Below are 21,135 nucleotides of genomic sequence, written 5' to 3'. Positions count from 1 at the left end.
GGGCTCAACCTTTCCGCCGTGCCGCTCGTCCTGTCCGGCGTGAGGTGTGGGAAGGGCCGGCATGGCTCGGGGTGACGCGGAGTTCGTCGAGTTCGCCCGGGCGGCGTCCGGGCGGCTGGTGCATGCCGCCTACCTGATGACCGGCAACCACCACCAGGCCGAGGACGCGGCGCAGACCGCCCTGGTCCGGACGTACGCGTCGTGGTCCCGGATCCAGGACGACGACGCGTACGGGTACGCCCGCTCGGTGCTGGTCAACCACCTCATCGACGGCTGGCGACGCCCGATCCGCGAGTACCCCACCGAGGAGCTCCCGGAGCAACGTCGGGACGACATCGCCGACGAGGTCGCCACCCGACGCTGGCTGCTCGCGATCCTCGGCTCGCTCAGCCCCCGCGAGCGCGCCATCGTCGTCCTGCGGTACTACTTCGACCTTCCGGAGGCCCAGGTGGCCCGCGAGCTGAACGTGTCGGTCGGCACGGTCAAGAGCACCAGTTCACGAGCCCTGCAGAAGCTGCGCACCACCGGCCGCGTACGCGATGCGCAGGAGGCGTGCCGATGAACGAGGTGGAGCAGCTCCGCCAGGCCATGCGGGCGACGGAACGCGCCCCCCGGGGCGCCCTCGACCTGGGCACCATCATGCGTGAGGGCCGCCGGATCCGTCGGCGGCGCCAGCTCGCCGGCGCCGGCGGGGCGGCGCTGTCGGTGGCGGTCGTCCTCGGCGTAGCGGTCGGCGTGCTGGGAGACCGCCCGCCGCAGCCGGAGCCCCAGCCCGCTCCGGTCGCCACCGCACCCGCCCACCCGACGGCGGCCCCCGGCCCGACCGAAGGCACCCAGGAACCGCGACCGGTCGGCGACGTGGTGGACAGCGGGATCCGGTACGGCGGCGAGGAGCGGGTCTTCTACTTCGTCCGGGTCGACCTGCCCCGACAGCCTCGGGTGACGATCGGGTTGGTCGCCGGCCGCCGCACCGCCGACGGGACGCTGACCTCGGACTTCCTGGCCAACGACGTGGAGGGCAGTGACCGCCGGCCCGGATTCCACGCGATCGGCTACGACCAGGCCGGACCCGTACCGACGAAGCCGCAGGTGCCCACCTTCGGGTACTTCGTCGGACCCGCGCAGCGGATCGTCGGCACCGTCGACGGCCGGCAGATCACGGCCCGGCAGGCGCGGTGGAGTGAGGATCCGCAGGTGGTGATCTTCTGGTTCGAACCGCGCAAGCTGGCGCCGGGAACCCCACTGGACGGCATCGTCGCCCGCGACGTGCGCGGTCGGAAGCTCTGACCGACCGACCACCGGCGAAAGCATACTGAGTATGCTGCTCGCCGTGCGCCCCGACCATCGAACGTTGGCACTCACCGCCGTCGCGGGAGGCTTCCTGCTCGGCTTCCTCGACTTCTTGTGGATCAAGTTCGTGCCGTACCCCCTCGCCGAACTCGGCAACTCCACCGCCACGTGGGCAGTCGCCGCCTTCGCCTTCGGCTGCTGGGTCCGGTCGGGCTGGTTGCGCGCGGCCCTGGGCGCCGCCGTCCTGCTCGTCGTGGCGGTGCCCAGCTACTACCTGGCGGCAACGCTCGTCCAAGGAGACGAGTTGGCCGTGGTGTGGGCACCGTCGTCGCTGCTCTGGATGGTCTTCGGTGTCCTGGCCGGCGTGGTCTTCGGCATCGGCGGCACCTGGGCGCGTGGAACGGGCTGGCGACAGATCGTCGGGACGGCACTGCCGGCCGCCGTGTTCTTCGAGGAGGCGACCAGGTACGCCCGCAATGCGAACGATCCCAACTACCCTCCCGGCCTCCTGTGGAACGTCGTCATCGACGTCGCGCTCGGCCTTCTGGTCGTCGCGCTGATCGGGAGCGGAAGCCGGCAACGGATGCTCGCACTGGCCGTGGCCCTGCCCCTGGCCCTGCTCATCTTCATCGCGTTCGCGGTGGCCGGCGGCTGGTGACCGGGAGCCGGGACCGGAAGCGGAACGCCCGGCCGATCCTCGCGGACCTGCCGGGCGTTCTCGCTGTTCACGAGCGGTGGCGGCGGGATTTGAACCCGCGGAGGGCTTGCACCCTCACACGCTTTCGAGGCGTGCTCCTTAGGCCACTCGGACACACCACCGCCGAGTAGGGTACAGGACCGCGGGATCGGACGCCGAACCGGTATGCCGCTGAGCGGCCTGGCAGGATCCTTGCCATGAGTACGCACATCGGCGCTAAGCCGGGAGAGATCGCCGAGCGGGTCCTGATGCCGGGCGACCCGCTGCGGGCCAAGTGGATCGCGGAGACCTACCTCGAGGGTGCCCAGTGCTACTCGACGGTCCGCGGGATGCTCGGCTTCACCGGCCGCTGGAACGGCGTCGACGTCTCCGTGCAGGGTTCCGGCATGGGCATGCCGTCCGCCTCGATCTACGCGCACGAGTTGGTCAACGAGTACGGCGTGAAGTCGCTCATCCGGGTCGGCTCGTGCGGCGCCCTCACCGAGGACCTCCAGCTGCGTGACGTGGTGGCCGCGATCGGGTCGTCCACCGACTCGAACATGAACCGGATGCGCTTCGACGGGCTGATCGACTACGCGCCGGTCGCCGACTTCGGGCTGCTGCGTACCTCGGTGGAGGTCGCCGAGCGGCGCGGCATCACCATGCGGGTCGGGCCGATCCTGGCGGCGGACGCCTTCTACACCGACCGGCCGGACCTCTACGACACCCTCGCCGACTACGGCGTCCTGGCGGTGGAGATGGAGTCGGCGGCGCTCTACACGATCGCGGCCCGGTTCCGGGCCCGCGCGCTGACGATCCTGACGGTGAGCGACCACATCCGCACCGGCGAGAAGACCACGTCGCAGGAGCGGGAGCAGACGTTCAGCCAGATGGTGGAGATCGCCCTCGACACGATCATCGCCTGAGCAGACCCGTCCCGCCGCCCCGCCGCCCGTCCGGGTGGCGGGGCGGCGTGCGTCGAGGGTGAGCGCGATCACCGACATAAACAATACGACCGGTCGTGCTTTTTGAGTACGCTGCTCTCATGACCGTCGACGGACGCCTCGTGCGGGGTGAACGGACGCGCACGGCCGCGCTGGACGCCGCCGTGGTGCTGGCCACCGAGGCCGGCCTGCACGGGCTCAGCCTGGCGCAGCTCGCCGACGCGCTGGGCGTGAGCAAGTCCGGGCTCTTCGCGCACTGGCGATCCAAGGAGGCGCTCCAGCTCGCCGCGATCGACCGGGCGGTGGAGCAGTGGCGGGAGCGGATCGTCGAGCCGGCACTGCGCGCCCCGCGCGGGGTACGCCGGCTCCGGGCGCTGCACGAGGCCAGGATCGACTTCTATGCGGCGCGGGTGCTCCCCGGCGGCTGCTTCTTCGCCAACACCCAGTTCGAGTACAACGCCCGCCCCGGCCCGGTTCGGGACCGCCTGGCCGAGGCGTACGCCCGGTGGACGGCCTTCCTCGAACAACTCGTCCAGCAGGCGGTCGACGCCGGCGAACTCCCCGCCGACCTGGACGTCGCCCAACTGGCGTACGAGATCGACGCGCTCGGGATGAGCGCCGCGATGCAGTCCCGGCTGCTCGAGCCGGACACCGCCTACCGGCACGCCCGCCACGGCGTGCTGGACCGCCTCCGGGCGCTGTGCCCGGACCCGACCCTGCTACCGGAAGGCCTCACATGAGCCACGCCCTCGCCGACCCGCCCGCCGTCGACTTCGGTCACGTCGAGCACGTCACCGTGCACTTCGACGACCTCGACGCCCTCGGGATCCTGCACAACGCCCGGTACGCGGTACTGCTGGAGCGGGCGCTGACCCCGTACTGGGCCGACCGGGGCGTCGCCTTCCAGGGCGGGAACAGCGCACCGGACGTGTTCCACGCGGTACGCGAGTTCGCGATCACGTTCCGGGCGCCGATCACCGGCACCGGCCCGGTCGCGGTGCACTTCTGGCTCGACCGCTTCGGCACCAGCAGCGCCGAGTACGCGTTCCAGTTCCGGTCGGTCGACGGCACCACGGTGTACGCCGACGGCCGGCGGGCGATCGTCCGGCTGGACCCGGCCACCATGCGGCCGGCGCCCTGGACCGACGCCGCGCGTGCGGTGGCGGCGACCCTGCTCCGCCCGGAGCGTTAGGAAGGGACCCTTTTACTACCGCAGGCGTTAATAGGGGGCCCTTCCTTACTCCCTCAGCGGAAGAAGGCGCGCAGGACGGCGGCGGTCTCGGTCTCGAGGACGCCGCCGTAGACCTCCGGGCGGTGGTTGAGCCGGCGGTCCCGCAGCACGTCCCAGAGCGAGCCGGCCGCGCCGGTCTTCGGTTCCCAGGCTCCGAAGACGACGGTCGAGACCCGGGCCAGCACCAGCGCGCCGGCGCACATCGTGCACGGCTCCAGCGTGACCACCAGGGTGCAGCCGTCGAGCCGCCAGCGCCCCAGCCGCTCGGCCGCCCGGCGCAGCGCCAGCACCTCGGCGTGCGCCGTCGGGTCACCGGTCAGCTCCCGCTCGTTGCGGCCGGTCGCCAACTCCACGCCGTCCGGGCCGTACAGCACGGCCCCGACCGGAACGTCGTCGGCGGTGGCCGCCGTGTCCGCCCCGGTCACCGCGATCTCCAACGCCCGGCGCATCCACAGCTCGTACCGCTGCCGGCGACCGGCGCCGTCCGGTTCGGCCAGCCCCTCGTCCGCCCCCGGGCCGACCCGCCCGGCCCGGCCGGGCGTGGGCTGCCCCGGTCGCACCGTCTCCAGGGCGGGGTCGGTGGCGTCGGCCGGCTCGCCGCCGTGCGGGAGCGGTGCGCCTCCGGCCGCCGGACCGGACCCGCCCGGCTCAGACCTCACGCAACTCCTCGACCTCGTCGGCGCAGCCCAGCACCGTGCAGATCTCGGCGGTGACGTCGGCCGGCAGCATGCCCTCGTGGGTGCAGAGCGCCAGCAGCTTCGCCGCCGGGATGCCCAGGTCGGCGAGGAGGTCCGCGTCGCCGACCGGGTCCGCCTCGGGGTCGACGGCCGGCTGCTCGCTCTCCTCGTCACCGCCGGCCGGGCGGGACTCCTCGGTCTCGTCCAGGCCGGTGACCGACGCCTTCAGGTCACCGACCAGCAGCGCGCCCAGGCGGGACTCCTCCGCGTACGCCGAGTCGGAGCCGAAGACCCGCAGGTCCTCACCCTCGTCGAGGCGGAGGATCACCAGGTACGCGTCCTCGGCCTCGACGAAGAGCAGCGACAGGTCGGCGTCCCCGTCGACGTCGCGCAACCGTTCGGCGACCTCGTCGATGTCGGTGACCCCGCGCAGGTTCACCTCGGCGGCGGTCCAGCCGCTCTCGTCGCGCACCACCGCCGCAGCGAAATACGACACGGTCCCCCCAAACTGCCTCGGCGCCCCTACAGCCGACCCGTTACGCGTGCACGTTAGCCGGTCGGGTCGGCAGGCGACCGGTCAACGCCCCGAAGGGCCGGCCAATCCTGGGGAAAGTCGGGGTCACCCGACGAGGCGGCGGCGGGTGGCGATGAGCTGCTTCAGCCGTTCGCTGCGGAGACGCTGCGGCCGCTCCCGCTGGCGTACCGCCCGGGCACCCGCCAACTCGGCGAGGAGTTGCAGGCGGCGGCGGCTGCGTTCGGGGTCGAGCCGCGGAGTGGTCCAGGCCATACCGCCGAGGGTGCGGCAGCCTACACGGTCACGTCAAGACGGGCTTCGCTGCGCAGCCGCGCCACGACGGACCGCGACCTCACCAGAGTGGCCAGTCGCCGCTCGTCGCCCACCGGACCACCACGATCGCCGCCGCGATGCTCCACCCGCCACCGGTGACGATGGCGATCCCGGTGCCCACGCCCCGGTCGCCGTGGCGCACCAGCAGGAGGGCGACCAGCCAGGCGAGGCCGCCGGCCACGAGCGTCCACCACGCGTACGTCCGCACGCTCGTGCCGAGCAGCCCGAACAGCAGCAGCCACGCCGCCGCGCCGGCGCCACCGGCGGCGACACCGCCCCCGGAGACCGGGTGCGGCTCCCGGTAGGTCGGCCGTGCCGGCGGCCCGGACGGGAAGAGCCCCGACGGGCTACGTGGGCGGAACCCGCCGTACGGATCGCTCGTCACGGTCACTCCTCCCGCCACGCACGCCTCTCGTCCTCACCGTACTGGTCTGTCAGGATGGCGCGATGCCCCCGCCGTCGACCGGGCACCGCCCGGTGTACCCGGTCCTGCTGCTGCTCGTGTCGGTGCTGGCCGCCGGTTGCGCGACGACCCGGCCCGGGGCGGACGTCGGCACGCCCACCGCGCCGGCCACGGCGGACCAGCCGGCGGCGTCGGCACCCGGTTCCGCGCCGGGCGCCGCGACCTACGGGGGCCCGTCGGCGGCGCCGACCCGCGCCGGGCTCACGCACGTCTTCCCGGTACGCGCCCGCAAGGTCGCCTACCACCCGACCCACTCGGCGTACCCCGGCACGGACATCTTCGCCGACTGCGGGGAGCCGGTCGTGGCGGTCACCGACGGGACGGTCCTGGAGGTCAGCCGGGTGGACCGGTTCGACCGGCGCGGCCCGCTCGGCCCGTGGAACGGCGGGCTGTCGGTCTCGGTGCTCGGCGACGACGGCGTCCGCTACTACGGCTCGCACCTGACGGAGGTCGCCGCCGGGATCGATCCCCGGGTCCGGGTGCGGGCCGGTCAGCAACTCGGCACGGTGGGCCGCACCGGCAACGCGAACAACGTCTGCCACCTGCACTTCGGCATCTCGCCGCCGTGCGCCGGGCAGGACGGCTGGTGGATCCGGCGCGGTGTGGTCTGGCCGGCGCCCTACCTGGACGCGTGGCGGCGCGGCATCGACCGCAGCCCGGCGACCGAGGTGACCGCCTGGCACCGCCGGCACGGCTGCCCGAAGGCGCCACGGACCGGCTGACGGGCGGGTCCCCGCGCCGCCGGTTCGTCCCCCCGAATGGCCGCGTGGGCGCGTAGGTTGCAGGACATGGCCGCCCGGGATCCCATCGCCGACCTGCGCCGGATCGCGTTCCTGCTGGAACGCGCCAACGAGGCCACCTACCGGGTACGCGCGTTCCGGTCCGCCGCGAACGCCCTGGCCGCCCTGCCGGCGAAGGAGGTGACGGAGCGGGCGCGCAGCGGCAAGCTCACCGAGCTGTCCGGGGTCGGCGACGTCACCGCCCGCTGCGTCGTCGAGTCGCTGGCCGGTGAGGAGCCGGTCTACCTGCGCCGGCTGGTCGCGACCGAGGGGACCGACCTGGACGCGGAGGCGACCGCCCTGCGTACCGCCCTGCGCGGTGACTGCCACACCCACTCCGACTGGTCCGACGGCGGCTCACCGATCGAGGAGATGGCGCTCGCCGCGGCCGAGCTGGGGCACGAGTACCTGGTGTTGACCGACCACTCGCCCCGGCTGAAGGTGGCGCGCGGCCTCACCGCCGACCGGCTGCGCCGCCAGCTCGACCACGTGGCGAAGCTCAACGAGGCCCTGCCCGAGGGGTTCCGGATCCTCACCGGCATCGAGGTGGACATCCTCGCCGACGGTTCGCTGGACCAGGACGAGGACCTGCTGGCCCGGCTCGACGTGGTGGTCGGTTCGGTGCACAGCGGCCTCAACGACGAGCGCGGCAAGATGACGCGCAGGATGCTGGCCGCCATCGCGAACCCGCATCTGGACATCCTCGGTCACTGCACGGGTCGGATGGTGTCGTCCCGGCCGGCCGGCGTGACCGGCCCGGGTGACCGGGCGCACCGCCCGCGTACCCGGGGCGAGAGCGACTTCGACGCGGACGCGGTCTTCGCGGCCTGCGCCGAACGCGGCGTCGCCGTGGAGATCAATTCGCGGCCGGAGCGGCAGGATCCTCCGAAGCGACTGATCCGGCGGGCGTTGGAGGCCGGCTGCCTCTTCGCGATCAACACCGATGCGCACGCCCCCGGGCAGCTCGACTGGCAGCGCTTCGGCTGCGAACGCGCCGCCCGCTGCGGCGTCCCCGCCGACCGGGTCGTCGACACCTGGCCGGCGGATCAGCTCGTGGTGTGGGCCGCGAAGCGCCAGGAGCCGCGTCAGTAGGGTGCCCGGCCGGGCAGCACGGGCTCGGCGGCGGGCACCGCCGGCGTGCCCACCGGTGTCGGCGTCGGTCGGCGGCCGATCAGGCCCTGGGTGACGGCGACGCCGAGGAGCACCACCAGCGCGCCGACCGGCTGGTGCCAGGTCAGGCGCTCGTCGAGCACGAGCGCTCCGATCAGCACCGCGAAGACCGGGATCAGGTAGGTGACCGTGGAGGCGGTGCTCGCCCCGGCCACCCGGATGTTGCGCAGGTTGATGACGAAGGCCAGCCCGGTGCCGAGCGCGCCGAGCGCGAGGACGCTGGCGACGACCTCGCCGGACAGGGCGGTGGGCACCGGCGGGGCGCCGGCCACCAGCGGCGCGACGATCGCGAGCTGCGCCACCGCCATCAGCAGCTGCGCGGCGGAGAGCGACAGCCCCGAGTGGGCGCTGCCCGCCACGAACTTCTTCTGGTACGGGATCCCCACGCCGTAGCAGGCCGCCGCGCCGAAGCACATCAGCTGGCCGGCGAAGTGGGAGCCGCCGACGCCCTCCCACACCCCGAGCACCACGAGCACCCCGGCGAAGCCCAGCCCGAGCCCGACGGCACGGCGGGCCGTCAGCCGTTCGGTGCGGAAGACCAGCACCGCCATCGGCAGCACGATCAGCGGGGTGGTGGCGTTCCAGATGCCCGCCAGCATGGACTCGACGCGCTGCTCGCCGTAGCCGAAGAGGGTGAACGGGACCGCCACGCCGAGCGCCCCGATCACGAAGAGGTGGGCCCAGATCCGCGGCTCGCGGGGCAGCCGGTCGCGCAGCACGGCGAGCACGACGAGCAGCGTCACCGCGCCGGCGGCGACCCGGTAGAGGGTGAGGTGCAGTGGGTGCAGCTCCCGGATGCCGACCTTGATGAACAGGAAGCTGGAACCCCAGATCGCGGCCAGGGCGATGAACCCGGGCAGCCAGCTCCGCAGCGCCGCCCGGTCAGGAGTGAAGTCCGCCGTCACCCCTGACACTCTGCCGCAGGGGTACGACGAAATCCCGCGCTTTTCGGACGCCGTGTCGACCGCCACAGCACCGGCGGTCCGGACCGGCGCCGCCGCGGTCGGGCCGCTGCCCGGCGCATCGCAAACAGGGTCGACAACCAGGCCGTGGGGTCACGTAGGGTCGCAGCGTGGGACGAATCGATGACATCGCCAACCGCTACGTGGCGGACTGGGCCGCGCTGAGCCCGACCGGCGCCACCTACGTCGGCATCGCCGGCTTCGACGACCAGCTCGACGACCTGTCGCCCGCCGGTTACGCGGCCCGCGCCGACCTGACCCGGCGCACCCTCGCCGACCTCGACGTCACCGAGCCCGAGTCGGAGGCGGAGCGGACCGCCCGGGAGGCCATGCAGGAGCGGCTCGGCCTGGACCTCGCCCGCTACGAGGCGGGGGAGGTCGGCAACGGGGTCAGCGTCATCACCAGCGGCCTGCACGACCTGCGCTCGGTCTTCGACCTGATGCCGACCGACGGCGAGGACGCGCGGGCGAACATCGCCGCCCGGCTCAACCGCTTCGCCGGCGCGCTGGAGGACTACAAGACCACGCTGCGCGAGGAGGCCGCTGCCGGGCACGTCAGTGCCCGGGCGCAGCTGCTGGAGGTCGCGAAGCAGTGCGACATCTGGGTCGACCCGGACGGCGACAACTTCTTCCACGGGCTCGTCGAGCGGTTGGGCGAGGACGGCACGCTCGGCGCCGAGCTGCGGCGCGGCGCGGCCGCCGCCACCGGGGCCACCGCCGAGTTCGGCCAGTTCCTCCGCACCGAGCTGGCGCCCCTCGGCCGGGAGCGGCAGGCCGCCGGCCGTGAGCGCTACGAGCTGGCCTCGCAGTACTTCCTCGGCGCGAGGGTCGACCTCGACGAGACGTACGCCTGGGGGTTCGAGGAGCTCGCGCGGCTCGAGGCCGAGATGCGGACGGTGGCCGCGCGGATCGTCGGGCCCGGCGCGACCGTCGACGACGCGGTCGCGGCGCTCGACGCCGACCCGGCCCGCACGATCCAGGGCAAGGAGGCGTTCCGCGACTGGATGCAGGCGCTCGCCGACAAGGCCGTCAGCGAGCTGCACGGCACCCACTTCGACATCCCGGAGCAGGTACGCCGGATCGAGTGCTGCCTGGCTCCGACGAGCGACGGTTCCATCTACTACACGGGCCCCAGCGAGGACTTTTCCCGACCGGGCCGGATGTGGTGGGCGGTGCCGCAGGGCATCACCGACTTCTCCACCTGGCGCGAGGTCACCACCGTCTACCACGAGGGCGTGCCGGGCCACCACCTGCAGATCGCGCAGACGGCGGTCCGCGCCGAGAAGCTCAACCGCTGGCAGCGGCTGCTGTGCTGGGTCTCCGGTCACGGCGAGGGCTGGGCGCTCTACGCCGAGCGGCTGATGGACGATCTGGGCTACCTGGAGGACGCGGGCGACAAGCTCGGCATGCTCGACGGCCAGGCGTTCCGCGCCGCGCGGGTGATCGTCGACATCGGCATGCACCTGGAGCTGGAGATCCCCGCCGACAACCCGTTCGGCTTCCACCCGGGGGAGCGGTGGACGCCGGAGCTGGGCTGGGAGTTCATGCGGGCCCACTGCCGGGTGCCGGACGAGAACCTGCGCTTCGAGCTGAACCGGTACCTGGGCTGGCCCGGGCAGGCACCGTCGTACAAGGTCGGCGAGCGGATCTGGCTCCAGGCCCGGGACGACGCGAAGGCCCGCAAGGGCGCCGACTTCGACCTGAAGGAGTTCCACCGCCAGGCGCTCGACCTGGGTGCCCTCGGGCTGGACCCGCTCCGCCGGGCTCTCGCCCGCCTCTGACGGGAAGAAGGTGCGGGGCCGGTGGTGCCGGCCCCGCACCGGGGTGGTGGTGGAGCGGGGTCAGTTCAGGGTCAGCCGTAGCCGCGGCTTCGCGGTCAGCGTGTCGCTGGTGACGAACGCCAGGTCCATCGCCGGCTCGGTGAAGGTGATCGGGATCGGTGAGGTGATCGGCAGGCCGTCGGGGAACGGCAGGTCCGGCGTCAACGTGATCTTGATGCCGAGCAGCCGCCCCACGAAGCGGGTCGCGTAGAAGTCGACGTTCCCCTGGACGGTCAGCTGGCCGGTGGCGAAGCCCATGGTGCGCCCGGCCGGGCCGGGTACGCGGAGCAGGAAGTCGTCGGTGACCGCCCGCGCCATGCTGAACTTCAGCGCCTTGAGGGTGCCCTGGGCGGTGGGCAGGTCGACGATCCCGTCGAACCGCAGCCCGGTCATGGTGACCTTCGAGCCGGTCAGCTTGGACGGCACGGCGTTCACCAGCGGTTGTCCCGGGTCGACGGCGACGCGCGGCAGCGGCTCGCCCGCCTCGACGTCGCCGCTCGGCCGGGGGGTGGGCGTGGCCGTGGGGCAGCCGGGCGCGGTGGGCCGGGGGCGGGGCGTGCCGGTCGCGGCGGGCCGGCCGGTCGTGGTCGCGGTCGGAGTCGCGGAGGCCGACGGCTGCTCCTCCTCGTCGTCGCCACCACCGAACAGGTCGCCGATGCCCTCCAGGATGTCGGTGATGAGGTTGCCGTCGTCCTCGTCGGCGTCCGGGCTCGGGCTCGGGCTCGGGCTCGCCGACGCCGAGCCGCTCGGGCGGGGTGTCGCCGACCGGCTCGGCGCGGCCGGGCCGGTCGTCGCCGGTCGGGTCGGGCAGGCGGCGGGGGCCGCCACGACCGCCCGTCCCGCGGGGTCGGCCGCCCGCGCCGGGGCCGGCGCGGCGAGCGCCGCCGTGGCGGAGAGTCCGACCAGCCCGAGCAGCACCGCGAGGTACCGCGGATCGCGCGGCCCGGGTACGGGCGGACCGGCCGGAGGGTGGGGCCGCGGCTCGGACACCGACGGCGCCGGCCGGGCGGCGCGGAGCGGGTCGCCGGCCGGTCCGGCCTCGTCGACGAGCGTCGGCGCGTCCGGCTCGGGTCCGGCGGGCACCGCCCGCAGGTGGCGTGCCGTCGCCTCGGCCGGCGCGGTCTCCGCTCCGGTGTGGTCGGTGCCCGCGTCCGGATCGACGTCGGGCGTCGTGGTGGGAGGGCGGTCCGGGGTCCAGGCGAAGGCCAGGGCGCTGCCGACCACGCCGAGCAGGAGCCCGGCGAAGAAGCCGCCGAGGTTCACCCCGATCAGCGAGAAGAGCGCGGTGACCGCGGCCACCACGGCGTAGAAGATGCGCTGCTGCGGGCTGAACCAGATCAGCAGGCCGCAGGTCACCAGGATGGTGGGGATCAGCCAGGAGAGGAATCCGGTGGGTCCCATCTGGAAGGAGAGACCGCCGAGCGACATCTGGGTGGTCCCGAAGATCTCCAGGCCGGCCAGCGCGGTGAGCAGGCCGCCCCAGAACGGGCGTACCCGGCGCCACCGGCGGAAGCCGCGCCAGGTCTCGCGGAGACGACCGGGCCGGACGTGCTGCGGTTCGGCGGTTGTCACGTACGCCTCCTGCCGGGTGAGGTGTCGTGGGCAGGGAACGGGCCCGCGGAGCGTGCCCTCCGCGGGCCCCGGTGATCAGGTCAGAAACATTCCTTGGCGTCCGCGCCGACGTTGACCTTGAGCTTGAGCCCGGTCAGGTTGAACGTGCCGGCGTGGGTGGAGCGGGCCACCTGGCGGAGGTTCTTGATGACCACCGTGTCGGACTGCTGGCCGAACGACTTCTTCTCGCCGGTGGCGCCCTTCGGGCCGCCGGTCAGGGTCGAGGCGTCCTGGCCGATGTTGATGTTCTTGAACTCGGCGTCGCCCTCGAGCAGGTCCATGTCGATCAGCAGTTCGCTCGCGGTGGCCGGCTTGCCGCCCCCACCGGCGTTGATCGTGAGGACGACCGGCGCCCCGGGCACCTTCACCGACTGGCACAGGTCGTAGAGCTTGGCGTCGCGGATGCCGGAGACGGCGACCGGGTGCTTCGTGCCGTTCTCCTCCTCGGCGATCCCGCCGTACTGGACGAAGCCGTTACCGCGCAGCTCCGTCGCGGAGACCTTGAACGTCTGGCCGGAGACGGCGAACGACGCCGCGATCGCGCCGTTGGACATGCCGAACACGATCGCGCCGGCGACTGCCGTCGCGGGCACCATGAGCGCGGCGAAGCGCCGCCACCGGGTACGACCCGGGTTGTCGAACCGATCCTGCACGGGGCCCTCCTCGGGGTGATGTCGCGCGGGGTGGCCGGTCGGCGGGGGTGACGACGCCCGCACCGGGTCGTCACCTGTTACCGGCGGGTAACGAGCGTGCAGTGATGGTGCACCCCTGAGGCCCGCGTCACAAGGCCCGGATTACCTGTCAGTAACAGGGAGCTGACGTACGGGCATGATCTCGTCACAGGATGTTGACAGAACGGCATCGTTTGTAAAGTTCAAGCTGACCAATATCCGGCATTCCTGGGCACAGAGGTAACGCGCGGTAGCCAAACCATCGACGGATTACGATTCCGTAACGACCACCCGGCGTGAACGGGAAAACACTGAGGGGTGGACCCGTTCGGTCCACCCCTCGTCCGTGCCGGGCCCTCAGCCCGGTGGCGTCACCGCTGCTCGACCTCGCCCGGAGCGGGTCGCTGGCCCGGCACCGACCCGTCGTCGGCCTTCCAGTTGGTCGTCGCGGGCGGGATCTCGTCGCTCATCGGACCGCCCTGCGGTTCGGCCGCCGGCTGCGCGTCGTCGCGCACCGGCTCCTGGTCGACCCGGGTGTCGTCGGTGAGCGGAGCGGCGCCGGCCCGGTGCCGGGCACCGTCACCCCCGCCGTTGCCCCGCAGCACCAGCAGGATGCCCGCCACCAGCGCGATCAGGCCGAGGACGCCGGCCACGATCGGCAGCCACAGGCTGATCAGGCCGATCTTGAACCGGTTGTCCTTCGCCGTCTCGACGCTCTTGGTGATCGTCTCGTCGGTGTAGTTGAAGTCCGCGTCCAGCAGCACCGTGGGCGTGCCGACGTCGGGGCGGAGCTCCTTGTGCTGCTGCTCGCGCACCTTGACGTACGAGCCGGTCACCGGGTCCACCCACACCGTGCGGGTGTTGCTGTAGACGACCTGGCCGGTGGTGGCCCCGGGCGAGAACCTGCCGAGCAGGTTCTTGACGCTGTCCTCCGGGGTGTTGAGCACCTCGTTCTCGATGCGCTGCTCGAACCGGTACGCCTCGAGGCCCTTGACGGTCTCGGTGCCGGTGAACTTCGCCGGCAGCGGCTTCTTCAGGTCCCGGTCGAAGATCTGGTAATCCCGCTTCCGGGTGCCGAACGGGAACTTGTAGACCTGGCCGGCGTAGCTCACGTTGCCGACCGGCGTCTGCTCGGCGCCGCTCTCGTTGAGCCACTGCTCCTTCCACGGCGCCGCGGCACCGGACACCCGGAGCAGGGCGAGCTCGGTGCTGTACTGGCTGACCACGTCCTGGTTGTCGGCGCGCCGGACCGTCTGGTAGACGTTCCAGATCACCGCGTCACCCTTGAGCTCCTTGGGCAGCCGGTCCTCGGTGTCCTCGGGCTGCGGGATGACCTCGACCGTGGAGAGCAGCGTGGCCCGCGGGACGTCGATGGTGACCGACTCCCCGACCTTCGTGATCTTCAGGAACTGGGCGTCCTTCGCCTCGGCCACCGACGTGGTCGGGTCGAGGTCGTATGGGAGCTTGGTCACGGCTGGAGCCACGTACAGCGGCAACCCGGCCGCGAAAACCAGCAACAAGACGCCCAGCCCGAAGAGCGCGGCGCCCACACGAAGCTTCACTCATCCTCCCGCAACCTGCCGCCCTACGACTGTCGCCGGGGGCACCCGATCCTTAACATGGCGGGAGGTTACTCTCCGGTCACCCTCAAAGCGACCCCCTGGATGTCCAGATGTCCACAACCGCCGCGCCACCTGCGTCGGAGCCTTCGGCCAGCGGCCGACTTCCCGCCCTCGACGCGCTCCGCGCGGTCGGTGCGGCCGCCGTGGTCGGTCACCACGTCGGTTTCCACACCGGCGCGACCGCCGCCGAGCAGTGGGGTGGGTGGCTCGCACGGCTGGACGTCGGGGTCGCGATCTTCTTCGTGCTCTCCGGGTTCCTGCTGTTCCGGCCCTGGGCGCTGAGCGCCGCCACCGGCCGGCCCCGCCCCGGCACCGGCCGGTACCTGTGGCGCCGCGCGCTGCGGATCCTGCCCGCGTACTGGCTGGCGGTGGCGGTCTGCCTGATCGTGCTCCCGCAGAACCGGCCCGCGTCGGCCGGCGACTGGCTGCGCCACCTCACCTTCACCCAGATCTACGAACGGGGTCAGCTCCGGCACGGCCTCAGCCAGACGTGGAGCCTGGCGACCGAGGTGGCGTTCTACCTGATCCTGCCGCTGGTCGCCGCGCTGGCGGTGGGCCGCACCTGGCGGCCGGTCCGCACCACGCTCGTGGCCGCGGGCGGCGTCCTGGTGACCGCCGCCTGGCTCGGCGGTATGGCGGGGGGCTGGCTCGACACCGGCCTGCACACCACCTGGCTCCCCGCGTACGGGGCCTGGTTCGGCGCCGGCATGGCCCTGGCGGCCGCCCACGTGGCGCTGCAGACCCGGACCGCACCGGCGGCCTTCCGGGTGCTGGACGACCTGGCCGCGGCACCGATCGCGTGCTGGGTGGCGGCGGTCGGTCTGCTCGCGATCGCGACGACGCCGGTGGCCGGCCCGCGTGACCTCGCCGAGCCGACCGTGGCGGAGTTCGCCGTCAAACTCACGCTGTACCTCGCGATCGGGGTGCTGATCCTGGTGCCGGTGGCGTTCGGCCGGCCCACCCGGACGCAGGCCGTCCTCGGCGCCACCCCCGCCCGCTGGCTCGGCGCGGTGTCGTACGGGTTGTTCCTCTGGCACCCGCTGATCCTCGAACTGATCTACCTCGTGGCCGACCGGCCCCTGTTCACCGGCGGTCTGGTCAGCACGTTCGCCCTGACCATGGCCGGTGGCCTGGCCTACGCGGCGGTCAGCTACTACGGCATCGAGCGGCCGATCACGCTGCTCGGCAACCAGCGCCGACAGCGGCCGGTCACGCCCGTCCCCGACGCCCCGCTGCCGGCGGTCGGCCCGTCACGCTGAGCAGCGTCATCGGATCTGACCATTGCCGCCGCCAACTGTTAACGCCTAGTGTGACGCGCGTCGCGAATTTATTACTTGAGAGTAGGACTCGCGTGGAACACAGCGCCGACACCCCCGGACACGTCCTGTTCCTCAACTGGCGGGACACCCGCAACCCCGAGGGTGGCGGCTCCGAGGTGTACGTCGAGCGGATCGCCGCGGAGCTGGTCACCCGCGGCTTCCGTGTCACGTTGTTCTGCGCCGCCCACGACCGGGCACCCGCGGACGAGGTCAACGACGCCGGCGTCCGCCTGGTGCGGCGCGGCGGTCGCCACACGGTGTACCTGTGGGCGGCACTCTGCTACGTCGCCGGCGCCCTGGGCTTCGGCCCGCTCTCGCGGCGGCGGGGCGGCCGGCCGGACATCCTGGTGGACGTCTGCAACGGCCTGCCGTTCCTGGCGCCGCTGTGGGCACGACGGCCGGTGGTGAAGCTGATCCACCACGTCCACCGCGAGCAGTGGCCCGTGGTGCTCCCGCCGTGGGCGGCCCGGTTCGGCTGGTGGGTCGAGTCGTCGTTCGCCGTACGCGTCTACCGCCGCTGCCGCTACGTCACGGTCTCCGAGGCCACCCGCCGCGAACTCGCCACCCTCGGTGTGCCGCCGGAGCAGGTCTCCGTGGTGCACAACGGCACGCCCACCCTTCCCCGCACCGACGTCGAGCGGGCACCGTTCCCGCTGCTCGTGACGCTCAACCGGCTGGTCCCCCACAAGCGCGTCGAGGTGGCGCTGCGGGCCGTCGCGGCCCTCGCGGACGAGTTGCCGCAGCTGCGGCTGGTCGTCGCCGGACAGGGCTGGTGGGAGCCGCACCTGCACGACGTCGCCGGCGACCTGGGCATCAGCGACCGGGTGGAGTTCCGTGGCTTCGTCACGGAGGAGGAGAAGGCGGCCCTGCTCGCCTCGGCGTGGGTGGCGCTGACCCCGTCGCTCAAGGAGGGCTGGGGGCTGACGATCGTGGAGGCGGGCTCCGCCGGCACCCCCACCGTCGCGTTCCGGGACGCCGGCGGCGTCGCCGAGGCCGTGGTGGACGGGCGCACCGGACTGCTCGCCGACGACATCGACGACTACGTGGCCAAGGTGCGCACGCTGCTCCACGAGGACGAAGTCCGGCGGAGGATGGGCGCGGAGGCCCGGCAGCACGCCGCGTCCTTCACCTGGGAGGCCGCGGGCGGGCACTTCGCGGCCATCGTGGCCGCGCAGGATGCGCCCCGCCGGGTTCACCGGCGGGGCGAACCGTCCTACCTGATGCCGTAGACCGTCGGGGCGTACGGATCCTGCTTGCCGGCCCGCTGGGCCGCCTCACGGACGCTCTTGGCCTCCTGCGCCGCCTCGGCGTCGGTGGTGGTGGCGGCTGCCGCGACACCCCCGAGGGCCAGGACACCGAGCAACGCCGCGACCAGACCCGAGACGAGCAGGGTGAGGGCTTTACGCATGCCAATCCTCCTATGGCGAGACGTGCGAGCGGACGTTACCACGCGGTAGGCCTCCGGCGTAGCGCCGAAAGTGCCGCACCGAGAACCACCAGGACGGCAGCCGCCAACGCCGCCACGACCGACCACCGCGCCGTTCGGCCGGACGCCGGGCGGGCCGCTGCGTCCGGATTGCGGTAGAGCGTGAGGAACGGACCGTCGTGGACGACCTGGAGGCCGGCGAGGGCGGCGGGCTCCACCCGGCCCGCCGACCCGTGCTGGACCACTACCCAGCGCACCCCGGTCGCGGCCACCGGCCGGCCCTCCCGCAGCAGGCGGCGCACCTCCCGGACGCGCGGGTTCTCCCCGGCCACCTCCAGGGTCCCCACCCGCAGCGTGTCGTCGGCGAGCACCGTCCCGGGCAGGTAGCGGGGCAGGGGATCCAGCACGACCCGGTCCGGGTTCCACGGGTACGCCCGGTACGCGGACAGCGGCAGCGCCAGGATCTCCCCGGGCTCACCGGTCACCCGCCCGGACACCACCCGCCAGTCCGCCGGGTAGTCGACCGGACGTAGCCGCCCCGCTCCGCCCACCGCGAGGTCCGGCATGGTGGCGATCGGCAGGAGCAACAACCCCGCCAGGACCAGCCCGGCCAGGTCCCGGTCGGCCCGGGCGGCCAGCCGCTCGGCGCCCAGCGCGACGCAGAGCACCAGCAGCAGCGCGTACGGGGCGAGGAACTTCTGTCCGTCACGCAGCAGCCCGGCGCCCGGCACCTCCACCACGGCCCACCGCAGCAGCGCGTCCCCGCCGGGGAGCACGCCGAGCGCCGCGAGCAGGAAACCCCCGGCGGCGAGGATCGCCAGCCGCCCGGCTGCGCCCGCCGGCAGTCGCCGCCACAGCAGGCCGACACCGGCCGCCGCGAGCGCCAGCAGCACCAGCGTCACCAGCGGCACCAGCGGCGCGGACCGGCTGCCGGGGGTCGCCTGGGCGCTCCAGATGCCACCGGTGCCCGCCAGCGCGGCCAGGGGGCCGGCCCAGTTCTCGGCGCGGGCGGCGAACGCCGCCACCCCGGCCGGGTCCGAGGAACCACCGGCCCCGGTGACCGCCGCCGCCACGATCCACGGGGCGTTGAGCAGCGCGACGGCACCAACCACCAGCGCCGACACCCGCCGGCGGCCCCGACCGACCACGAGCAGGGCCACCGTGCCGAACGCGAGCAGACCACCGGTCGGGGTGATCGCGGCGGGCGCCGCGACGAGCACCAGCCGGGGCGCCGCGCCCGACACGCCCGCCCGCACCTGGAGCGCCCCGCGCACGATCCACGGCAGCGCCGCGTACGCGACGAGCAGCCCCCACTGCCCGATCAGCAGCCGTTCGGCGAGGTACGGCGTCCACGCGTACCCGACCGCGGCGAGCAGCCGCACCGCCCGCCGCTCCGTCGGCACGAGACGACCGGCCCCGACGGCGGCCAGGAACACCGCCGCGACGAGTACCAGCCGCTGGAGCAGCCAGCCCGGCAGGAACTGCGTGACGACGGAGACCACCGCGTCCATCGGCACCGCACGCGGCAGGCTCTGCGCGGGCGCGACCAGTTCCCAGCTCAGCGGCTGCCGGGGCACGAACACCATGTCGTACAGCAGCACGTAGCCGGGTAGGGCGAGCGGGGCGAGCACCAGCGCGGTGACGGCGGCGGCGACGACGTACAGCGACGCCGAGCGGCTGGAGACGGCGGGGGGCATGGGACCGGTACTCAGGACGCCGGCACCAGCCTGCCGACGGTGATCAGGTTGGTGCAGAGACCGACCTTCGGATCGTCGACCGTGATCTGGACGGCGTCCCCCGCCCCTTCCAGGTTGAAGTAGACCTCGTTGAGGCCGCGCCGCAGGTCGAGCTCCCGCGTCGCCTCGCCGAGCCGGAACGTCGCCGTGGCCTCCCCGGAGCTGAGGTAGCCGAAGTGCACCACGTACGGCCACTCCTCCAGCGGCCCGTCCAGCGGGATCCGGGTGGACAGACCGTCCCTGACGATGTGCCCGCAGTCGGGCACGCCACCGGGCAGGATCTTCCGGCCCTGCACCGCGGCGGGCCGGATACGGCCCGCGTCGTCGAACATCGACGGCCGCTCGGCCACCGTCACGAAGACCGGCCGGCGCTCCGCCGGGCGGAAGAAGTGCGACTGCCGGTTGTCCGGCCAGAAGTACCCGGCGACGACCCGGTCGGGCACGAGACCGTCCAGGAAGACGGTCCCCGGTGGGGCCGCCGCCAACTCCTCCTGAGCGGTGGCCAGGTACTCGCGGCCGTGCTTGGTGCTCCAGTTGTCGCCGAACCGGGCGGTGGTCCAGAGCGTGCCGACCCCGATGGTCACCAGCACGGCGATCATCGACACCAGCCCGACCGCGAACGCGCCGGGCTCGCGCAGCACGGTCGGCACCGGCCAAGCGCTGACGTCGGCCTCCTCCGCGTCGGAGCGGCCCAGCAGGGCCGTTCCCACGCAGATCGCGGCGACCACCACCACGTCGGCGACGTACCGGGGCACCAGACCGGCGAGCGGGCTGAGCACGTCGCCCAGCCGGGTGGCGGCGAACAGCGCGCCCACCATCGCGACGTACGACAGCAGGAGCAGCCACGCCCGACCGGCCGACGGACGCCGCCGCACGGTCACCACGACCACCGTGAGCAGCGCCGCCCAGGACAGCCACATCGCCACGTCGTACGGGTCCGCCAGTGGCGGCCCGTCACCGGCGTACGTCCACCGCCACGGGCCGCCCAGCAGCCCGGGGATCAGCGTCTTCCCGATCAGGTCCCCGAGGAACCCGAAAACCTCGCCGACCGAGCGTGGACCGGCCAGTTCCCCGGCCGGTCGGGTCAGGTAGAACGCCAGGTAGGCCCCCGAGAGCACACCCAGGATCAGCCACGCCGGCCAGTGCCGGCGGACGGTCTGCGCCAGGGACCGCCCCACCCCGCCCGAGGTGAAGAGGAAGAGCGTCAGGAGGAACAGCAGCGGCGCGATCAGCAGCGCCTTGGTGTCGAACAGCAGGCCGAAGACCAGCCACAGCGCGATGCCGACCAGGTGCCGCTTCCGCCCGGTCCGCACGTACCGCACCTGGGCCTTGACGGCGAGCACCATCGCCAACTGCACGGGCAGCAGCAGCAACCCGACCAGCCAGAGCGAGGACGCCTCCAGGGTCAGCGGGCTGAACAGGAACATGCACAGCGGGATCAGCAGGCCCCAGCCGGGACGCAGCAGGTCGCGCAGCAACCGGTAGAAGGCGACGCCCAGCGCGGCCTGGCCGACGGCCAGGAGCACCACCCACGGCCAGCCGGTGAAGCCGGCCGCCCGGACCATCAACCACGTCGCCAGCAGGCCGCCCGGCATCAGGTGGTTGTTGAAGGTCTGGAGGAGGAAGTCCGGTGTCAGTTGCGTGTCAATGGCCCGGGCGGCGATCACGAACTCGTCCTGGGAGAACCACCCCCGGGTGGCGAGGCTCGCGCGCCACGCCACGGCGACGACGATCAGGGCGATCGCGACGGCGCGGACGCGGTCGGCGCGGAGCCACCGTCCGAGGGACCAGCGTCCACCGTCGGCCGGTGCGGCCGGTTCCGGACGCGTCACGGCCTCAGCTTCTGGCATTGACATGGTCGGCAGCCTGCCACACGCTTACACGCCGTGGG

Annotated in this window: 22 protein-coding genes and 1 tRNA gene; 11 read left to right on the top strand and 12 right to left on the bottom strand. The window is 73.1% G+C overall.

From position 1 onward, the window contains the following. Nucleotides 1-61: 61 nt before the first annotated feature. Genes ACN26Y_RS08810 through ACN26Y_RS08800 form a run of 3 tightly spaced genes read left to right on the top strand, consistent with a single transcriptional unit; the run spans nt 62 to nt 1,948 of the window. On the top strand, nt 62-562 hold the full coding sequence (locus tag ACN26Y_RS08810) for a SigE family RNA polymerase sigma factor (RefSeq protein ID WP_155329820.1): 501 nt from the start codon (nt 62-64) through the stop codon (nt 560-562). Further along, on the top strand, nt 559-1,287 hold the full coding sequence (locus tag ACN26Y_RS08805) for a hypothetical protein (protein ID WP_422734576.1): 729 nt from the start codon (nt 559-561) through the stop codon (nt 1,285-1,287). Before ACN26Y_RS08810 ends, ACN26Y_RS08805 begins: the two co-directional genes overlap by 4 nt. A 31-nt stretch (nt 1,288-1,318) precedes the next feature. After that, nucleotides 1,319-1,948 (top strand): DUF6518 family protein, encoded by a 630-nt coding sequence (locus ACN26Y_RS08800; protein ID WP_155329818.1) that lies wholly within the window; start codon nt 1,319-1,321, stop codon nt 1,946-1,948. A 74-nt stretch (nt 1,949-2,022) separates the two neighbouring features. On the opposite strand, the gene ACN26Y_RS08795 is transcribed toward ACN26Y_RS08800, so the two are convergent. Beyond that, nucleotides 2,023-2,109: transfer RNA gene (locus tag ACN26Y_RS08795), tRNA-Ser, on the bottom strand. A gap of 75 nt (nt 2,110-2,184) precedes the next feature. Here ACN26Y_RS08795 and deoD point away from each other — a divergent pair. From deoD to ACN26Y_RS08780, 3 genes are all read left to right on the top strand, one after another. Next, nucleotides 2,185-2,892, top strand: coding sequence for a purine-nucleoside phosphorylase (deoD, locus tag ACN26Y_RS08790; RefSeq protein ID WP_155329797.1), 708 nt, complete (start codon nt 2,185-2,187; stop codon nt 2,890-2,892). Between the two features lie 119 nt (nt 2,893-3,011). After that, on the top strand, nt 3,012-3,650 hold the full coding sequence (locus ACN26Y_RS08785; RefSeq protein WP_155329796.1) for a TetR/AcrR family transcriptional regulator: 639 nt from the start codon (nt 3,012-3,014) through the stop codon (nt 3,648-3,650). Then, nucleotides 3,647-4,102: an acyl-CoA thioesterase gene (locus ACN26Y_RS08780; RefSeq protein WP_155329795.1), complete on the top strand. Its 456-nt coding sequence runs from the start codon at nt 3,647-3,649 to the stop codon at nt 4,100-4,102. Before ACN26Y_RS08785 ends, ACN26Y_RS08780 begins: the two co-directional genes overlap by 4 nt. A 53-nt stretch (nt 4,103-4,155) precedes the next feature. Here the strand turns inward: ACN26Y_RS08780 and ACN26Y_RS08775 are convergent, their stop codons facing one another. The 4 genes from ACN26Y_RS08775 to ACN26Y_RS08760 form a co-directional block, all read right to left on the bottom strand. Then, nucleotides 4,156-4,590 (bottom strand): nucleoside deaminase, encoded by a 435-nt coding sequence (locus ACN26Y_RS08775; RefSeq protein WP_155334005.1) that lies wholly within the window; start codon nt 4,588-4,590, stop codon nt 4,156-4,158. A gap of 199 nt (nt 4,591-4,789) precedes the next feature. Continuing rightward, nucleotides 4,790-5,314 (bottom strand): tRNA adenosine deaminase-associated protein, encoded by a 525-nt coding sequence (locus ACN26Y_RS08770; protein ID WP_155329794.1) that lies wholly within the window; start codon nt 5,312-5,314, stop codon nt 4,790-4,792. A gap of 123 nt (nt 5,315-5,437) precedes the next feature. Then, nucleotides 5,438-5,605 (bottom strand): hypothetical protein, encoded by a 168-nt coding sequence (locus ACN26Y_RS08765; protein ID WP_196255818.1) that lies wholly within the window; start codon nt 5,603-5,605, stop codon nt 5,438-5,440. 79 nt (nt 5,606-5,684) lie between these two features. After that, nucleotides 5,685-6,050 carry a hypothetical protein gene (locus ACN26Y_RS08760; RefSeq protein WP_155329793.1) on the bottom strand — a complete coding sequence of 122 codons (366 nt, stop codon included), beginning with the start codon at nt 6,048-6,050 and terminating at the stop codon, nt 5,685-5,687. Between the two features lie 62 nt (nt 6,051-6,112). Here ACN26Y_RS08760 and ACN26Y_RS08755 point away from each other — a divergent pair, with 62 nt between their 5' ends. Both ACN26Y_RS08755 and ACN26Y_RS08750 read left to right on the top strand, forming a co-directional pair. Next, nucleotides 6,113-6,850 carry a M23 family metallopeptidase gene (locus tag ACN26Y_RS08755; RefSeq protein WP_155329792.1) on the top strand — a complete coding sequence of 246 codons (738 nt, stop codon included), beginning with the start codon at nt 6,113-6,115 and terminating at the stop codon, nt 6,848-6,850. A 66-nt stretch (nt 6,851-6,916) separates the two neighbouring features. Further along, a complete protein-coding gene (locus ACN26Y_RS08750) occupies nt 6,917-7,999 on the top strand; it encodes a PHP domain-containing protein (protein WP_155329791.1) in 1,083 nt (360 codons plus the stop codon). On the opposite strand, the gene ACN26Y_RS08745 is transcribed toward ACN26Y_RS08750, so the two are convergent. Continuing rightward, nucleotides 7,993-8,982: a DMT family transporter gene (locus ACN26Y_RS08745; RefSeq protein ID WP_366602047.1), complete on the bottom strand. Its 990-nt coding sequence runs from the start codon at nt 8,980-8,982 to the stop codon at nt 7,993-7,995. The genes ACN26Y_RS08750 and ACN26Y_RS08745 overlap by 7 nt on opposite strands. A 167-nt stretch (nt 8,983-9,149) precedes the next feature. On the opposite strand from ACN26Y_RS08745, the gene ACN26Y_RS08740 reads away from it, so the two are divergent. Further along, nucleotides 9,150-10,820: a DUF885 domain-containing protein gene (locus ACN26Y_RS08740; RefSeq protein ID WP_155329789.1), complete on the top strand. Its 1,671-nt coding sequence runs from the start codon at nt 9,150-9,152 to the stop codon at nt 10,818-10,820. Between the two features lie 60 nt (nt 10,821-10,880). Here ACN26Y_RS08740 and ACN26Y_RS08735 read toward each other — a convergent pair whose 3' ends face one another. From ACN26Y_RS08735 to ACN26Y_RS08725, 3 genes are all read right to left on the bottom strand, one after another. Continuing rightward, on the bottom strand, nt 10,881-12,431 hold the full coding sequence (locus tag ACN26Y_RS08735; protein ID WP_422734575.1) for a DUF6114 domain-containing protein: 1,551 nt from the start codon (nt 12,429-12,431) through the stop codon (nt 10,881-10,883). Nucleotides 12,432-12,511: 80 nt separating this feature from the next. After that, a complete protein-coding gene (locus ACN26Y_RS08730) occupies nt 12,512-13,123 on the bottom strand; it encodes a DUF6230 family protein (protein ID WP_155329788.1) in 612 nt (203 codons plus the stop codon). Nucleotides 13,124-13,512: 389 nt separating this feature from the next. Beyond that, nucleotides 13,513-14,703: a DUF3068 domain-containing protein gene (locus ACN26Y_RS08725; RefSeq protein ID WP_155329787.1), complete on the bottom strand. Its 1,191-nt coding sequence runs from the start codon at nt 14,701-14,703 to the stop codon at nt 13,513-13,515. Nucleotides 14,704-14,813: 110 nt separating this feature from the next. Between ACN26Y_RS08725 and ACN26Y_RS08720 the strand changes: the two genes are divergently transcribed. Continuing rightward, nucleotides 14,814-16,022 (top strand): acyltransferase family protein, encoded by a 1,209-nt coding sequence (locus ACN26Y_RS08720; RefSeq protein ID WP_422734574.1) that lies wholly within the window; start codon nt 14,814-14,816, stop codon nt 16,020-16,022. A gap of 92 nt (nt 16,023-16,114) precedes the next feature. Beyond that, on the top strand, nt 16,115-17,311 hold the full coding sequence (locus ACN26Y_RS08715; RefSeq protein WP_155329785.1) for a glycosyltransferase family 4 protein: 1,197 nt from the start codon (nt 16,115-16,117) through the stop codon (nt 17,309-17,311). On the opposite strand, the gene ACN26Y_RS08710 is transcribed toward ACN26Y_RS08715, so the two are convergent. Genes ACN26Y_RS08710 through ACN26Y_RS08700 form a run of 3 tightly spaced genes read right to left on the bottom strand, consistent with a single transcriptional unit; the run spans nt 17,296 to nt 21,094 of the window. Then, the gene (locus tag ACN26Y_RS08710) at nt 17,296-17,490 is read right to left on the bottom strand and encodes a hypothetical protein (RefSeq protein WP_155329784.1); all 195 of its coding nucleotides are present in this window, start codon (nt 17,488-17,490) and stop codon (nt 17,296-17,298) included. The two genes, ACN26Y_RS08715 and ACN26Y_RS08710, sit on opposite strands and share 16 nt — an antisense overlap. A 35-nt stretch (nt 17,491-17,525) precedes the next feature. Next, nucleotides 17,526-19,205, bottom strand: coding sequence for a hypothetical protein (locus ACN26Y_RS08705; RefSeq protein WP_422734573.1), 1,680 nt, complete (start codon nt 19,203-19,205; stop codon nt 17,526-17,528). Nucleotides 19,206-19,216: 11 nt separating this feature from the next. After that, nucleotides 19,217-21,094, bottom strand: coding sequence for a hypothetical protein (locus tag ACN26Y_RS08700; protein ID WP_370463352.1), 1,878 nt, complete (start codon nt 21,092-21,094; stop codon nt 19,217-19,219). Nucleotides 21,095-21,135: the final 41 nt, after the last annotated feature.

This window comes from Micromonospora sp. WMMD558 (genome assembly GCF_049315255.1).
GTDB lineage: Bacteria > Actinomycetota > Actinomycetes > Mycobacteriales > Micromonosporaceae > Micromonospora.
Note: the sequence above shows the minus strand (reverse complement) of the source record. Positions and strands in the feature narration are given on the sequence as shown.